This is a genomic window from Streptomyces sp. NPDC039480 (genome assembly GCF_055597165.1).
On record NZ_JBVITX010000008.1, the window covers coordinates 298058 to 313568 of the forward strand.

Here is a 15511-nt window from a genome sequence, read left to right on the forward strand (position 1 = left end):
GCCGTGAGAGCGCGGCGGCGGACACGGACGAGCGGGGGAGAGGTTCGCAGATGAACGAGACCTTGGTGACGGTGGTGGGGAATGTGGCGACGACTCCGGTGTACCGGGAGCTGCCGTCGGGACCGGTGGCGCGGTTCCGCCTCGCGGTGACGGCGCGGTACTACGACGCCGCGAAGAACACGTGGAACGACGGACACACCAATTTCTTCACGGTCTGGGCCTGGCGGGCGCTGGGTACGAACGTGCAGGGATCGGTGTCCGTGGGCGAACCGGTCATCGTTCAGGGCCGGTTGAGGGTCCGCGACGAGGAGCGCGGCGGGCAGCACTGGACGTCGGCGGACATCGAGGCGGTGGCCGTCGGACACGATCTGTCGCGCGGCACCGCCGCGTTCCGCCGGGTGGGCAGGGCCAACCCGGCGCTGACGGAGCCGGCGGCCGGGCGAGAGGAAAGCGCCGCCGGAGAGCGGGAGAAGGAGCCGGCGCCCGTGGGGTGACGCCCCATCAGGCATGGGGACCGAAGTGCGGCATATCGGCGAATCAATGCCGTTGATTTGTCGATAAGCCCAGCTCGGAGCGGTTGTTGGGGATAACGATTCCGAGTCGGATCCGCTGTCCGATGAGATGCGTGGGGCTCGTGATGCGCCGCTTCCTTAGGATGCCGGACGTAGCTCACGGGGCAGTTGGCAGGAGATGCCATGCAGGTGGCAGGCGTTCCTGCCCCTTTCAGTCTGCTGGCGGGACCACCCCCCACGTTGTGAACGGGTCCCGCCCGGAGGGGAATTCAGTGTTTTCTGCGTTGTCCATACGTAGCCGCGGCGTCGCCCGGCTCGCCGCGGTGACCGTGTCGGCGGGCCTGGCCGTGGCGGGCGGAGTCACCCTCGCGGGCCCGGCCGCGGCGGAAGAGGCGCCACAGCACCGGGGCGGCGCGATCGCGACGCTGGGCGGGCTGCAGACGTACGACCAGGCGATCATCCGTGACAACGGCAGCTCGCAGCAGGTGCCCGCCGGACTCTTCGAGATGTCCGTGGAGGGCGGCGGCACCCTGAAGACGTACTGCATCGACATCCTGAACCCCACGCAGAAGGACGCCAAGTACCAGGAGACCTCCTGGAGCGGCACCTCGCTGAACGGCAACCGTGACGCGGGCAAGATCCGCTGGATCCTCCAGCATTCCTACCCGCAGGTGAACGACCTCGCGGCGCTGGCCCGCAAGGCGGGCGTGGGCTCCCTCACCGAGCAGACCGCCGCGGCCGGCACCCAGGTGGCGATCTGGCGGTACTCCGACGGCGCCGAGGTCGACGCCCTCGACCCGAAGGCGGAGAAACTCGCCGACTACCTGTACAAGAGCGCGCGCGGCAGCGCGGAGCCCGAGGCGTCGCTGACGCTGGAGCCGCCCGCCGTGTCGGGCCGCTCGGGGGAGCGGCTCGGCCCGGTCACCGTGCGGACCGACGCCGAGTCGGTGACGGTGACGCAGCCCGCGGACTCCGCGGCGAGCGGGGTCAAGGTCGTCACCAAGAACGGCAAGGCCGTGCAGTCCGCGGGCGACGGCAGCCGCCTCTACTTCGACGTGCCGAAGGGCGCGCCGGACGGTTCGGCCGCGCTCTCCGTGCAGGCGTCGACCACCGTGCCGGTCGGCCGGGCCTTCGCCTCCGAGACCAGGAGCCAGACGCAGATACTCGCGGGCTCCAGCGAGTCGACGGTGTCCGCGACGGCGACCGCCGACTGGGCCGCCGAGGGAGCGCTGCCCGCGCTCTCGGCGGAGAAGAACTGCGCCGAGAGCGGCATCGACATCACCGCGGTCAACAAGGGCGACAAGCCCTTCACCTTCCGCCTGATGGGCTTCAAGCACACGATCAAGGCGGGCTCCTCACAGACCGTGACGATCCCGCTGCAGGAGGACCAGCCCTACGACTTCACGATCAAGGGGCCGAACGGCGTCGAGAACCGCTTCAAGGGCGTGCTCGACTGCCGGACGGCCGGCGACGCGATAGGCAGCAAGGCGGCCCAGCCCGTCTCCGAGCCCAGCCCCGCCTCCGCGGGCGGCACCTACGGCGGCGGCGACCTGGCCGAGACCGGCAGCTCGAGCAACACCCCGATGATCATCGGCATCGCGGTGACGTTCGTCGTGCTCGGCGGCGCAGCGGTCTTCTTCCTGCGCAAGAAGGACACCCCGACCCGGTCGGCGGACACCTCCACCTCCACGGAGGAGTGAGGCACCCGCAGCCCCCTGGCACGCGGCACGGGCTTCGCCTCACGCCGCTAAGACGGTGTCTTGACTGGGGGTCCGTAGGCTTCGCCCATGGAGACTGGGCTTGAGACTGTTTGCCGGGTCTGCGGGCTGGACGCCGGCGAGGTGCGTTTCGACGATCACGGGTCGGCGTTGTTCGTCGTTTGTGTGTGCTGTGGCACTGAGTCCGGTTACGGCGACGACACCGTGGCTCAGTGTCGCCTCCTTCGTGATCATTGGCTCGATGCTGGTTCCGTATGGTTCGACCCCAAGGACCGACCGGTCGGCTGGGAGCTGCGAGAGCAGCTGCGCAAGCTTCCGCCGAACTGGCGCTGACCTCCGGAGCTCTCAAGTCGCCGTCGGTATGCGGCGGTAGCAGATGAGGGTCGCGGCGATTCCAGCGAAGGCGAGGAAGTGCTCGACCCTGCGCTCGTAACGGCGGTGCAGGCGGCGGCCGTTCGGGTCGGATTCGGTCCGGTCAAGGGTCCCCATTGACCGCACGGACGCTGACCGCGTCGATCGCGCAGCGCGACCAGTCCAGATTCCCTTGGCGGCAGGTGCCGCCAGGTGCACCACGAGGTGGCAACTGCTCCGGCGCGACATCCTGGAAGATCCTGAACTCTGAATGCTTCCGTGAAGGCCTACGGGCAAATTCGATAGTGCAGATACGTTCATGCGCCGTTGTAGGTCTTACGCCTTGCCAGTACATTGTGTTCGCGCAGATTAAGGGGGTGCTCTGTGCGGCCGGGACCGGGTGACGTGAGCCGTACTTATCGTCTGCTGCATTCGGTAAAGATCATGCACGACGAGCGCGAGTGGCTCAAATACTTACGGCATGAGGCCGTCGTGCGTGCCTTGAATCGCAACCGTGAACTTGTCACGGAGCAAGTAGGGGAAGCGGCAGATCGAATCTGTGACGCCCTGGAGCGGGTGGCTATTCCGAATGAGCCCACACATGGGATCACGCAGCGCTTTAGTAGATGGACGCGGGAGAAAGTCAGTCGAGGCATCCGCTTCCCGCAGTACTCTGGCCCGGCGAGTGCCACATTCTTCGCAAGTCTCAATGAGTGGGTTGTCAACTCTGCGAATACTGAGAGTGTACAGGCCGCGCTTAATAGAGTCGCTTATCCTGACGGACCGCGAAGAGCTGAAATCTTCGCTATGGCCGTCGCGAACGAAGTTCGGGGATTGCTGGCTGAGGCCCGTAGGCCGAGCGGTCAGAACTGGGCCAGGCATCGAATGGCGGTGGCCGTGTTGGGAAGGGCGCCTGATCGTGAGGTTCGAGAGAGTCACGCACGGTGGAGGGGGTTCATACAGGCGCTCGTCGCGGGTGCTGTCACTGGGCTGACTTCCGATTTTCTCTTCACGGACAACTGGATGGACTCGTTTGGTGTCGGCGCTGCGGTAACCGCAGGAGGGGTCGCGCGAGAGGTAGTTGCAGGGGCGGTCTCGCTCAACCCGGATATGTTGGCGGCTCGTAGACAGGTGTTGGCGTGGATACGATCGTTACCGAGCAGGCTCTTTAGGGTGATCGAATGGTCCGACTCCTCGCAAAGGGAGGAAGTCGAAGCGTCTCCCTCTCCGCTTCAAGGCATCCTAGGAGCCCTTACGCGGGGTGATGCGAGCATTGGGCGATTCGAAAGGCAGGATCCAAATATGGAGGATCTCGACGATTTGATTCGTCTCGCTGGAGAGGTTCAAGACACTGAACTGAGAGGCCTCCTGATCGACCTGCGAACTGCACTGTTGCACACACCTAAGTCCATTCCAGCGGAAGTGGATCGACTGGTGTTTGCTCTCGAAGAAACACCGCCCAGGAGAGGTCAGATTTACGGTGGGCGGCCCGATGGGGACGACGATTCTTTTCCCCCGTAGGGAGATCTGCGCGGTGCGCACCCTTCCGAACGGCGGCTCAGGCGCGCCGGGAGCGCCGTCCTGTCAGCGAGTCGACGGACTCGTCAGGGGAGTCCCAGCGCCAGGAGGGTGTCCGCCCTGGTCGGCAGAGGAGGCGCGGGCGGCCTCGGGGCCGGTTGCGGGCCGGTAGAGGACGACCGGTAACGGCCACAGAGGAGAAAACACGACGGATGCCGGTCGCGACCCCACCGCTCCGCCGCAGGTCAGAGCCCTCGACCATACGGGTTTCCCCCGGGGGGTGGCCGTCAGGCAAGATGGGGTGTATCTGCCCACTCACTGATTGCCGGACGGTTTCTCTTGGCTGAGTACATCTACACCATGCGCAAGACGCGCAAGGCGCACGGCGACAAGGTGATCCTCGACGATGTCACCTTGAGCTTCCTTCCTGGCGCGAAGATCGGTGTCGTGGGCCCCAACGGCGCCGGTAAGTCCACGGTGCTGAAGATCATGGCCGGTCTGGAGCAGCCGTCGAACGGTGACGCGTTCCTCTCGCCGGGGTACACCGTCGGCATCCTCATGCAGGAGCCGCAGCTCGACGAGTCGAAGACCGTTCTGGAGAACGTCCAGGACGGCGCCGCCGAGATCATGGGCAAGCTCAAGCGGTTCAACGAAGTGGCCGAGCTCATGGCCACCGACTACTCCGACGAGCTCATGGAGGAGATGGGCAAGCTCCAGGAGGACCTGGACCACGCCAACGCGTGGGACCTGGACGCCCAGCTCGAACAGGCCATGGACGCGCTCGGCTGCCCGCCCGGCGACTGGCCCGTCACCACGCTCTCCGGTGGCGAGAAGCGCCGCGTCGCACTCTGCAAGCTCCTCATCGAGGCGCCCGACCTGCTGCTCCTCGACGAGCCCACCAACCACCTCGACGCCGAGTCGGTGAACTGGCTGGAGCAGCACCTCTCCAAGTACGCCGGCGCTGTCGTCGCGGTCACCCACGACCGGTACTTCCTGGACAACGTCGCCGAGTGGATCCTCGAGCTCGACCGCGGCCGCGCCCACCCGTACGAGGGCAACTACTCCACGTACCTGGAGAAGAAGCAGTCCCGTCTCAAGGTCGAGGGCCAGAAGGACGCCAAGCGCGCCAAGCGGCTCAAGGAAGAGCTCGAGTGGGTGCGGTCCAACGCCAAGGGGCGGCAGGCCAAGTCCAAGGCGCGTCTGGCGCGCTACGAGGAGATGGCCGCCGAGGCGGACAAGATGCGGAAGCTGGACTTCGAGGAGATCCAGATCCCGCCGGGCCCGCGTCTGGGCTCGATCGTCGTCGAGGTCGAGAACCTCTCCAAGGCCTTCGGCGACAAGGTCCTCATCGACGACCTGAGCTTCACGCTGCCGCGCAACGGCATCGTCGGCATCATCGGTCCGAACGGCGCGGGCAAGACCACGCTGTTCAAGATGATCCAGGGCCTCGAGCAGCCCGACTCCGGCAAGATCAAGATCGGTGAGACGGTCAAGGTCAGCTACGTCGACCAGGGCCGCGCCAACATCGACCCGAAGAAGACGCTGTGGGCCGTCGTCTCCGACGAGCTCGACTACATCAACGTCGGCCAGGTCGAGATGCCCTCGCGGGCGTACGTCTCCGCCTTCGGGTTCAAGGGACCGGACCAGCAGAAGCCGGCCGGGGTGCTCTCCGGTGGTGAGCGCAACCGCCTCAACCTGGCGCTGACCCTCAAGGAGGGCGGCAACCTGCTCCTCCTCGACGAGCCGACGAACGACCTGGACGTCGAGACCCTGTCCTCCCTCGAGAACGCGCTCCTGGAGTTCCCGGGTGCCGCCGTCGTGATCTCCCACGACCGGTGGTTCCTCGACCGGGTCGCCACGCACATCCTGGCGTACGAGGGCGACTCCAAGTGGTACTGGTTCGAGGGCAACTTCGAGTCGTACGAGAAGAACAAGATCGAGCGCCTGGGCGCCGATGCGGCCCGTCCGCACCGCGCCACCTACAAGAAGCTCACGCGAGGCTGAGGCGGCTGTGGCTCGACACATATACCAATGCCCGCTGCGCTGGTCGGACATGGATGCCTTCGGGCACGTCAACAACGTCGTCTTCCTGCGGTATCTGGAAGAGGCGCGCATCGACTTCATGTTCCGGCTCGCGCCCGGTGACGGGTCCCCGTCGTTCTCCGGCGGGTCGGTCGTGGCCCGGCACGAGATCGACTACGTACGGCCGTTGGTGCACCGGCACGAGCCGGTCACCGTCGAGTCGTGGGTGACGAAGATCGGTGCGGCGTCGCTGACCATCGCGTACGAGATCAAGGACGCGGAACAGGTGTATGTGCGGGCCTCGACCGTGGTCGTGCCGTTCGACCTTGAGGCGCAGCGGCCGCGGCGGATCACCGCGGAGGAGAGGTCGTTCCTCCAGGTGTACGTCGACGACAGTGCCGACAGTGGCTCGGGGGCGCTCGCCGCATGACCGCGCGGCTCCACTTCGCCGATGCCGGGGAGGCGGCGGACCTCGCCGCCTTCCTGGCCAGGCTGATCCACTACGACAAGGCAGCCGCCGTACGGCTGCAGGCCGCCGGGGACACGCTCGCCGTGTTCGGGCGGCCGCCGTCGTTCGAGGTGCTCGTCGTCCGGACGGCACGGCTCGCCAAGCCGTACGAACACGGGATCGACACCGCGCTGGACGTCACCGTCTCGGCCGGTGAGTTCCTGGAGCGCGTCGGTGAGTCGGCGGAGTCCGTGGAGAGCGCGGGGGTCGCCGACGTCCCGGAGGCCGTCACCGGGCCGCCGTGGGCGGGCGTGCTGCCGCCACGCGGCGGCTGGCGGCCGGAGCCGGGGCTTCCGGCGCCGGACGCGGTGCGGTCCCTGGTCAAGCAGGCCGTGGCCGAATTCCGGTCCCGCGTCGAGGAGTTGCCCGCCGAGCGGCGGGTGCGGGCCGAGCTCGACCGGGTAGGCCGGGAGATCTGGTCCCGGCCCGTCGGCGACACGGAGCTGCCCGTACGGGCCGCGCACGCGGCGCAGACCCTGGGATTCCTGCGCGGAGAAGCGCTGACGCTGCTGTCGTCGGGGGCGTGGCTGCGGTTGCGTACGGCCTATGGGTCCGTCGCCGTGCGCCGGGCGGGTGCTTCGGGGCTCTCCGTCACACCCGCCTAGCCATGGGCATCGAAGCGGCGGTCTGAGATCTGAAGTGGTGGTCAGCCCTCGGAGTTGACCATCGACGCCGCCGCGTACGTCAGGTAGTTCCAGAGCGTGCGCTCGTGCTCCTCGGAGAGGCCGAGCTGGTCCACCGCCGCGCGCATGTGCTTCAGCCAGGCGTCGTGCGCGGCCCTGTCGACCGTGAACGGCGCGTGCCGCATGCGCAGCCGGGGGTGGCCGCGGTTGTCGCTGTACGTGCGGGGACCGCCCCAGTACTGCATCAGGAAGAGCGCCAGGCGCTCCTCGGCGGGGCCCAGGTCCTCCTCCGGGTACATCGGTCGGAGCAGCGGGTCCTCCGCGACCCCCTGGTAGAAGAGGTGCACCAGGCGTCGGAAGGTCTCCTCGCCGCCGACCTGTTCGTAGTAGGTCTGCTCCTGAAGCGTGCCGCGCGGGATCTCGTTCACGCGTTCCATGGTCTCAGACGGGACGGCCGAGGACGGAAGGCTTAGGACCATCGCCTCGCATCGGCGGCGACGGCGCAGCACAGTGGACCTATGGAACCCGATCCTGTGCTGCTCGCCGAGGCCCGGACCGCCCTCGTGCGCGAGATCGAGGCGAGCGGGGTCTGGCGGGACGACCCTGGCTGGCGCGAGGCGTTCAGGGCCGTGCCGCGACACCTGTTCGTGCCCTACTACTACCTGGGCGTGGTCGGCGGATACGAGCGGCTGTGGGGGGAGGACCCCGACGACCGGCGCCGTACCCGCTGGCTGCGCGGCGCCTACGCGGACGCACCGCTCGCCACCCGGGTGCGCGACGGGGAACTCGTCTCGTCCAGCAGCCAGCCGTCCCTGATGGCGAAGATGCTCGTCGAACTGGACGTACGCGAAGGCGACCGCGTCTTGGAGATCGGCGCGGGCACCGGCTACAACGCGGCGCTGCTCGCCCACCGGCTCGGCGACGACCACGTCACGACCGTCGACCTCGACCCGGAGATCACGGAGTCCGCGCGGTGCCACCTGACCGCCGCCGGGTACCGCCCCGCCGTGGTGACGGGCGACGGCGCGGCCGGGTGCCCCGAGCGCGCGCCCTACGACCGGATCATCGCCACCTGCACCATGAGCTCGGTGCCGAGGGAGTGGCTCGCCCAGTGCCGTCCCGGGGCCCGCATTCTCGCGCCCTTGGCCACCGGTCTGATCGCGCTGACCGTGCGGGACGCGGAGTACGCCGAGGGGCGTTTTCTGCACACCCCCGCCTACTTCGTGCCGCTGCGCGGCGGCGGTGCGAGGGCTCCGCAGGAGCAGCACATCGGCGGACTGCCGCGCAAGGCGCTGCAGAACGAGTTGTTCCGGTTCCTTCTGGAACTGACCGCGGGCAGCCTTGATCCGCACGAAGCGCTCGCGCTGTGGCAGCGCGAGGGGCGGCCGGTGCGCGAGCGCTTCGGGATCACGGTGAGCGGGTCGTACGAGTGGGCCTGGCTGGACGACCCCGAAGGGCCGTACGTCTGGCCCCTCTGACGGTTCGCCTCGGTCTCGCCTCGGTTTCGACTCAGTCCCTGCGGATCGTGATCGTCGTCCAGGCGCCCACGTGGACCTGGTCGCCGTCCTGGAGCGGGACGGGGACGAACGGCTGGATGGGGTCCTCGCCGCCGTTGACCGTGGTGCCGTTCGTCGAGTTCTGGTCGACGACCGCCCAGCTGCCGTCCGGCTGCTGGACCAGGACCGCGTGCTGGTGCGAGACGCCCGGGTCCTCCGGCGGCACCGACAGGTCGATGTCCGGGGTGTCGCCCGTGGAGTGCCGACGGCGGCCGATGCTGATCTGGTCGCCGGCCAGCGGGCGCTGCTGCTCGGGCGAGTACGCGGGCAGGTTCAGCCCCGACGCCTCGGGGCCGCTGCGCTGCATCATCGCCATGAAGTACTCACGGTCGGGACCGATCGTCACCGTCCAGGTGCCGGGTCCCTGCTGGGTCTGCGGAGCCTGCTGTTGCGCGGCGCCCTGCTGGAAGGGCTCCTGCGCCTGGAAGGACTCCGGCTGCCGGAAGGGCTCCTGCTGGGACGGGGCCGAGGAAGGGGGCGACAGCACCCAGTCGTCGTCTCCGCCGCCGAAGGACGGGCCGCTGGGGCCGGGCGGCGGCGGGGGCGGGCCCTGCGGGCCGCCCGACTCCCGCGGGAACGCGGGGGGCGCGGGCGGGCCCGGCTGCTGGAACGCCTGGGGGGCACCGGGGGGTGCCTGGCCCGGCTGGCCCGGCTGGCCGTGGCCCTGGGGGCCGGGCTGACCGGGGCCCTGCGGGCCGTGGCCCTGCGGTCCCGGGCCGGACTGACCCGGGATCGGCTGGCCGTGGCCCTGCGGACCCGGGCCCTGCTGACCGGGGCCTTGCCGACCAGGCCCCTGAGGGCCGGGCCCGTGCGGGCCGGAATTCTGCGGGCCGGGACCCTGAGGTCCGGGGCCCTGCGGACCGGGACCCTGAGGTCCCTGGCCCTGCGGACCGGGTCCCTGCGGGCCGGGCCCGTGCGGGCCGGAATTCTGCGGTCCGGGGCCCTGAGGTCCGGGGCCCTGGGGACCGGGCCCCTGAGGCCCCTGGCCCTGCGGACCCGGACCCTGCGGCCCCTGCGGACCCTGGCCCTGCTGGCCGCCACCGGGACCACCGGGGCCACCAGGGCCACCAAGGCCGCCGGGACCACCCGGACCACCGGAACCGCCGGGACCGCCGCCGTTGCCGAACGGCGGGATCGGCTCTGCGGGTCGGTTCACCTGCGAGGGGCGCGAGCCCTGGTACTCGTACCCGGGCGGCGGCTGCTGCTGGAACTGCTGCGGCGGGTTCGGACCCGGCGGCATGCCGGGACCGGCGCCCGGACCCCGCCCCGGGCCGCCGTGCGTGGCCGGCAGCGGCGGGTTCGGCGCGGCAGGCGTGTACGACGTCGCCGTATTGGTGAGGAAGTTCCAGCGGCACTCCTCGCAGAACGGCGCGTTCGCCTCGCGGGGCGTGCGGCACTGCGGGCAGAGCTGGCCCTCCGGAGCCGGATCCGGCACGGCGGCCAGATGCGGGCGCCCCGGCGCGGGCTGCGGGAAGCCGGGGTCCTGACCGGGCGGCGGCGGGGGATAGCCGTACCCGGCCGGGGGCGGCGGCGGGGGAGGCGGCGGTACGGCACCGGCCATGCGGTGACCGCAGACCTCGCACCAGTCGTCGGAACCCGACTGGTGTCCGTTCGGGCAGGTCGGCATGTCGGCGCTTCCCCCTCTCCTTCTCCGGCCCGAGGGCCGTACGTACTGCTTCTGTACTGCTTCTGTACCGTCCGCGACGCCGGAGCGCCGCGCTACCGCTCGTTCACGAGCAGCTACTGCTTCTTCACGCGAACTGTCTTCGTCGACCGTGTCTCGAGTGTCATCTCGTCGGCCTCGGCGACCTTCGCCTTCAATCGAACAGTACCTGCCGCGGCATCGACGACGTCCACCACCTTCGAAAGCAGTTTCGCCGTATCGGCGTTGCCCGAGGCGCTCGCGAGCTGGACGGCGCGGCCCAGTTTGGCCGTCGCTCCGTCGACATCTCCCGATTTGCGGGCGTCGAGTCCCTGCTGGATGACTTGCGCCAGTTCGGCCTGGCCGGTGTAGTGCGCGACCTGCGGATTCATCGAGGTGGAGGCCGCCATGTCGTCCGTCCACACCGCCCGCACGAGCCCTTGCGACAGGGTCTGCGCGCTGCCGTCGCCCTGCGGCACGACCAGCGAGACGCGGGCCGCGAGCATCTCCTGGCCCAGCTCGGCGCCCGGCACCCGCACACAGATGTGGTAGTCGCGGGACTCGTCGCCCCAGGACCCCGTGGGGTAGTCCCCGGCGCGCGGCCCCGCCTCCGTGCGACGGTCCGTCAGCTCCTCGACGCGGGGCGCCACTTGCTTGACGAACTGGATCTCCACGCCCATCGGCGTCCACAGCCGCAGGCTGACGTCGGCGACCTCCTTGCCCATCGCCGTCTCCATCATCCGCGTGAAGTCGGCGGCGAGCCCGGCCGGGTCGGCGACGATGTCGGCGGTGCCGAGCAGCGCGGAGGCTATCCCTGTGACCTCCTTCACCTCCCAGTCCGTGCCGACGCCGCGGGCGTCGCAGGTGAAGCGGCCCGCGCAGGAGTCGAGTGCGGCCTTGAGGTCGTCCGGGGATTCGTGTTCGTTGCGCCCGTCGGTGAGCAGGATGCCGTGCCGGACCGCGGTCGGGGCGATGTCGGCGGAGGCCAGGAGGCGGTCGGCCAGGCGCAGCCAGGTGCCGATCGCCGTGCCGCCGCCCGCGCTCAGCCTGCGCAGCGCCTGCTTGGCCTGCTCGCGGGTCTGCGGTCCTGCCACCGCGAGGCGGCCGCCGCCGGGATAGACCTCCTTGGCGATGTGCGTGCCGCCGATCACCGCGAAGTGCACGCCGTCGCGGAGGGCGTCGATGGCGGCGGCTGTCGCGTCCCGCGCGCCCCGCATCTTCGTCGGCGGGTAGTCCATCGAGCCGGAGCAGTCCACCATGATCGCCACGGCGGCGTCCGGGCTCCGCCCCGCCGAGTACAGGTGCGGTGCGTTAACCGCCGAGCCGATCGTCCCGCCCCCGGTCGATGTCACCGTGGCGATGGCGTTGACCTCGCGGCCGCCCTCCGGGAGGTACTCGTTCTGATAGACCTCCACCGAGAACTGCGGCACGTTCGGTTTCGAGAAATTGGCCATGGAACTGCTCCCCCTCAGATCCTGAAAACCTCACGACCCCGAGCCGGTACGGCCCCCCGCCCGGCTCCAGGCCGCTCCTGCCCTCTGTCTAGGCCGATCCTGCCCCTTGCGGCACGTACGGGAACGGGACGACGGCCACTGTTACGTTGTCGTGGCCCCCGCCGTCCAGCGCGTGACCGACGAGCACCTGGGCGCTGTGCAGCGGCCGGTCGGCGGCGTCGGCGGGCACCGCGTCGGCCATCTCCTCGACGGCTTCCGCGTAGTTCCACAGCCCGTCCGTGCACACCACCACTACACCCGCACGGTCCGGCTTGAAGGAAGCGGTGTGCGGCTCCAGTTCGTACGCGTCGGCGCCGAGCCAGCCCGTGATGGCGTGCGCGCGCTCGTCGGCGTAGGCCTCGGCCTCGTTCATCAGACCCGCGGCGACCATCTGCGCGGCCCACGAGTCGTCCTCGGTCAGACGGACGGTGGGGCCGCTGCGGTCGTCCGGGACCCAGTAGGCACGGCTGTCGCCGACCCAGCCGACGACGAGCAGGCCATTGGCGACGACGGCGCCGACCAACGTGCAGGCAGGCGCGTTCTGATGGGGGCTGTGCTCGCGGGCCGTCGCGGGCTCGGCGGCGAGCGCGTTGACGGCGTCGGCCGCGGTGAGGATCGCCTCGTGCATCGCCTGCTGCGGGTGGGTGCCGCGCGGCAGCGCCGCGAGCAGCGATTCGTTGGCGGCGCGGGACGCGGCGAGCGAGGCCTCGTCCGGGCGGGTCGCCGACGAGACGCCGTCGCAGACGATCGCGACGACGGCGGGGGAGCCGTCGGCCAGCGCGGCCGCGGAGATCGCGAAGGCGTCTTCGTTGCGGTGGTGGCGCAGGCCGCGGTCGCTGACCGCGGCGACCGCGTCGAGCTCCTGCTCCATGTGGTCGCGCTCGCGCGGCTGGGCGTGCCCGCAGTTCTCGCAGTACCCGTCCGGGTCGACCCGGCCCGAACGGCAGGCCACGCAGAGCTTGGTGCCGACGGGGGGCGTGGGGTCGGGCGTGTCCGTACGGGGGTCGGGGGCGGCCGCGACTTCCATAGGGGCGGCCGGGGCGGGGGCGGGCAGCGGGTACTCGTCCGGTTCGTCCGACTCGTTCGTGCCGGCCGGCTCGCTCACGCCCTCGGTGTGCTCCGGGGCCACCGCCTTGGGGTCGGCGGGCAGTTCACCGCCCGTCGAGTCCGTGCCCCGCAGGTCCGTCGGGAGGTGGGTCGGCACCGGTGTGTCGGAGCTGTCGACCTCCGGCGCGACGGGCCACTCCGACGGGTCGCCGTCCGGGACGGCGCTCGCTGACCGCACGGATCCGTTGGGGGAGACGTCCGGCCGCGGGGGCACCGCCGACAGGTCGAACCCGCACGCACCGCAAAACAGGTCACCCGACTCCAGCGGCTCCTCACAGCTGGGGCAGGCAGACAGCTGGGGCATCTGCGACATACTCACACCCACGTCCGGGGGCGGAAACGGTTGGCCCGCTCCACCAGTTCGATCCTCTCATCGCCACCCTGTGCGAGCCGGGCCAGCGTCCGGTACGAACGCTCCAGACCGAACCGGAGTCCGCGCTCGTCCAGGTCGCTGCCGAGCAGTACGGTCCGCGCCCCGGCGGTGGCCGGTGGTGCGGAAACGTGACCAGAGTGCCTACCGGAGAGTACCCAGTCGAGCGCCGTCCCCAGAACCTCGGTCGACAGACGCTCCCTGCGCACCGCGTCGAGGCCGAACCCGGCGAGCGCCTCGATCTGGCCCGCGGCCGCCGTCAGGTCGTCCAGGAGAGTGGTGTCCGACGAGGCCGCTGCCGGGTCCGGCGCCACCCGCTGCCGCAGCCGCGCCCGCACCGCCGCGACCCGGGCCGCGGTGTAGTGGATGGACGACTCCGGCACCGACTCCAGGGTGCGCACGGCACCCGTCCTGTCGGCGGCGGCGAGCTGCACCCGGGCCAGGCCGAACGCGGCGCTGACATAGCTGGGGTCGGTCGTCCACACCAGCCGGTAGTACTCCGCGGCGTTGTCCAGCTGACCGAGGACCTCCGCGCACACACCGAGCGCCAGCTTCGGCGCGGGCTCGCCGGGGAACGCGTCGTAGACCGCGTCGAAGGAGAGCGCCGCGCTCTCGAAGTCGCCGGTCGCCAGGGCCGCGACGCCCCGGTACCAGACCACCCGCCAGTCGTCCGGGTGCTGGAGCTCCAGCTCGGCGAGGGCCTGGGCGGCGGGCGCCAGTTCACCCATGGCGAGCCGGGCGCGCAGACCGCGCAGCCGCAGCTCCAGGGAGTCGGCGGGCGCCGCGCCCAGCGCGCCGATCAGCTCGGCGGGCGCGGACGCGATGAGGCCGGCGAGGAAGCCGGCGTTCGGATCGTTCGGGTCCACGAGGGGCACGGGCAGTGCGAGGGCCGTCGCGGTGGCGTCGATGGCCCGCACGATCCCGGTGCCGCCCGCACCACCGCCCTCCCCCGGGGCCCCCTCGACGGCGCGGGCCCCCAGCCGGGACACCTCCCCGGTCAGCTCCGCGAACAGCTCCGTGTCCGGGACCTTCACCTCGGGGCCGAACAGCGTGGAGAGCGCGGGCCGCGGGAGCCCCGTCTGGAGCGCCACGACCTCCCGCAGGACGCCCGTCAGCTGCTCGGCCATCTCCTGCGCGGAGGCGAAGCGGCGGGCCGGGTCCGGGTCGGTGGCGCGGACGAGGAGGCGGTAGAACGACTCGTACTTCCGGAAGACCTCGATGTTGTCGGGGTCGGGCAGGGAGTCCACGAACACGTTCGTATAGCCCTGGAAGTCGAAGGTCAGGACCGCGAGCGTACGCGCCACCGTGTAGAGGTCGGAGGCCACCGAGGGGCCCACCTCGGCGACTTCGGGGGCCTGGTAGCCCACCGTGCCGTAGATCGCGGACTCGTCGTCGTCCATCCTGCGGACCGCGCCCATGTCGATGACCTTGAGCTGGCCCTCGGTCTGGATGGCGTTGTCGACCTTGAAGTCGCAGTACAGGAGGTTGCGGCTGTGCAGATGGCCGAGGGCTTCGAGGGCCTCGATGCCGTACGCGCACGCCTGCTCGACCGGCAGCGGATCGCGTCTGCCGTCCGGGGTGCGGCGGCCGTTGGCGATCTCCTTGAGGGACTTGCCGCCGACGTACTCCATGACGATGTAGCCGTCCATGGAACCGGTGCGCTGGTCGAGGTGCTCGACGAAGTTGTAGATGCGGACGATGTTCGAGTGCTCGATCTCGGCGAGGAAGCGGCGCTCGGAGATCGCCGCGGCCATCGCGTCCTGGTCGCCCGTGTCGAGGAGGCCCTTGAGGACCACCCAGCGGTCCGACACCGCGCGGTCGATGGCGAGATAGACCCAGCCGAGGCCGCCGTGCGCCAGGCAGCCCACGACCTCGTACTGGCCGTGCACGATGTCGCCGGTGTTCAGCTTGGGTACGAAGGAGTAGGGGTGGCCGCACTTGGTGCAGAACCCCTCCGTGCGGCCGGGCCGCTCGCCGCGCGCGCGGCCCACCGGCGCGCCGCAGTCGGAGCGGGAGCAGAATCGCTTCCGCTCGGGCACCTCGGGGTTCTTCTGCACCGCCTCGCGCGGGTCGGGACGCGGCACGTCCGGC

General features: G+C 70.3%; 11 protein-coding genes and 1 pseudogene. 6 read left to right on the forward strand and 6 right to left on the reverse strand.

Going from position 1 to position 15511, the window contains the following annotated elements; translation table 11 throughout:
• The first annotated feature begins 50 nt into the window (after window positions 1-50).
• Together ACZ56E_RS25505 and ACZ56E_RS25510 are read left to right on the forward strand one after the other, a co-directional pair.
• A complete protein-coding gene (locus ACZ56E_RS25505) occupies window positions 51-494 on the forward strand; it encodes a single-stranded DNA-binding protein (RefSeq protein WP_471217594.1) in 444 nt (147 codons plus the stop codon).
• Window positions 495-796: 302 nt separating this feature from the next.
• Window positions 797-2212: a Cys-Gln thioester bond-forming surface protein gene (locus ACZ56E_RS25510; RefSeq protein ID WP_471217595.1), complete on the forward strand. Its 1416-nt coding sequence runs from the start codon at window positions 797-799 to the stop codon at window positions 2210-2212.
• 363 nt (window positions 2213-2575) lie between these two features.
• Here ACZ56E_RS25510 and ACZ56E_RS25515 read toward each other — a convergent pair.
• Window positions 2576-2725 (reverse strand): annotated as a pseudogene (locus ACZ56E_RS25515) (IS5/IS1182 family transposase); the annotation flags it as partial.
• 1713 nt (window positions 2726-4438) lie between these two features.
• Between ACZ56E_RS25515 and ettA the strand changes: the two are divergent.
• The 3 genes from ettA to ACZ56E_RS25530 are packed head-to-tail and all read left to right on the forward strand — an operon-like array spanning window position 4439 to window position 7234.
• Window positions 4439-6103 carry an energy-dependent translational throttle protein EttA gene (ettA, locus tag ACZ56E_RS25520; RefSeq protein ID WP_398297881.1) on the forward strand — a complete coding sequence of 555 codons (1665 nt, stop codon included), beginning with the start codon at window positions 4439-4441 and terminating at the stop codon, window positions 6101-6103.
• A gap of 7 nt (window positions 6104-6110) precedes the next feature.
• Window positions 6111-6551 carry an acyl-CoA thioesterase gene (locus ACZ56E_RS25525; RefSeq protein WP_471217597.1) on the forward strand — a complete coding sequence of 147 codons (441 nt, stop codon included), beginning with the start codon at window positions 6111-6113 and terminating at the stop codon, window positions 6549-6551.
• Window positions 6548-7234: a DUF8185 domain-containing protein gene (locus tag ACZ56E_RS25530; RefSeq protein ID WP_468601250.1), complete on the forward strand. Its 687-nt coding sequence runs from the start codon at window positions 6548-6550 to the stop codon at window positions 7232-7234. Before ACZ56E_RS25525 ends, ACZ56E_RS25530 begins: the two co-directional genes overlap by 4 nt.
• 41 nt (window positions 7235-7275) lie before the next feature.
• Here ACZ56E_RS25530 and ACZ56E_RS25535 read toward each other — a convergent pair whose 3' ends face one another.
• A complete protein-coding gene (locus ACZ56E_RS25535; RefSeq protein ID WP_362987569.1) occupies window positions 7276-7689 on the reverse strand; it encodes a globin in 414 nt (137 codons plus the stop codon).
• Between the two features lie 81 nt (window positions 7690-7770).
• On the opposite strand from ACZ56E_RS25535, the gene ACZ56E_RS25540 reads away from it, so the two are divergent.
• Window positions 7771-8730, forward strand: coding sequence for a methyltransferase domain-containing protein (locus tag ACZ56E_RS25540; RefSeq protein WP_471217599.1), 960 nt, complete (start codon window positions 7771-7773; stop codon window positions 8728-8730).
• A gap of 31 nt (window positions 8731-8761) precedes the next feature.
• On the opposite strand, the gene ACZ56E_RS25545 is transcribed toward ACZ56E_RS25540, so the two are convergent.
• From ACZ56E_RS25545 to ACZ56E_RS25560, 4 genes are all read right to left on the reverse strand, one after another.
• On the reverse strand, window positions 8762-10435 hold the full coding sequence (locus ACZ56E_RS25545; RefSeq protein ID WP_471217601.1) for an FHA domain-containing protein: 1674 nt from the start codon (window positions 10433-10435) through the stop codon (window positions 8762-8764).
• A gap of 113 nt (window positions 10436-10548) precedes the next feature.
• A complete protein-coding gene (locus tag ACZ56E_RS25550) occupies window positions 10549-11904 on the reverse strand; it encodes a vWA domain-containing protein (protein WP_471217602.1) in 1356 nt (451 codons plus the stop codon).
• An 88-nt stretch (window positions 11905-11992) separates the two neighbouring features.
• Window positions 11993-13363: a PP2C family protein-serine/threonine phosphatase gene (locus tag ACZ56E_RS25555; RefSeq protein ID WP_471217604.1), complete on the reverse strand. Its 1371-nt coding sequence runs from the start codon at window positions 13361-13363 to the stop codon at window positions 11993-11995.
• Window positions 13364-13365: 2 nt separating this feature from the next.
• Window positions 13366-15504, reverse strand: a complete 2139-nt coding sequence (locus ACZ56E_RS25560; protein WP_471217606.1) for a serine/threonine-protein kinase — start codon at window positions 15502-15504, stop codon at window positions 13366-13368.
• Between the last annotated feature and the right edge of the window lie 7 nt (window positions 15505-15511).

Coding starts and splice junctions, on each gene's coding strand:
- ACZ56E_RS25545 (WP_471217601.1), bottom strand. CDS start 10,435: ATGCCGACCTGCCCGAACGGACACCAGTCGGGTTCCGACGACTGGTGC.
- ACZ56E_RS25550 (WP_471217602.1), bottom strand. CDS start 11,904: ATGGCCAATTTCTCGAAACCGAACGTGCCGCAGTTCTCGGTGGAGGTC.
- ACZ56E_RS25535 (WP_362987569.1), bottom strand. CDS start 7,689: ATGGAACGCGTGAACGAGATCCCGCGCGGCACGCTTCAGGAGCAGACC.
- ACZ56E_RS25540 (WP_471217599.1), top strand. CDS start 7,771: ATGGAACCCGATCCTGTGCTGCTCGCCGAGGCCCGGACCGCCCTCGTG.
- ACZ56E_RS25505 (WP_471217594.1), top strand. CDS start 51: ATGAACGAGACCTTGGTGACGGTGGTGGGGAATGTGGCGACGACTCCG.
- ACZ56E_RS25555 (WP_471217604.1), bottom strand. CDS start 13,363: ATGTCGCAGATGCCCCAGCTGTCTGCCTGCCCCAGCTGTGAGGAGCCG.
- ACZ56E_RS25530 (WP_468601250.1), top strand. CDS start 6,548: ATGACCGCGCGGCTCCACTTCGCCGATGCCGGGGAGGCGGCGGACCTC.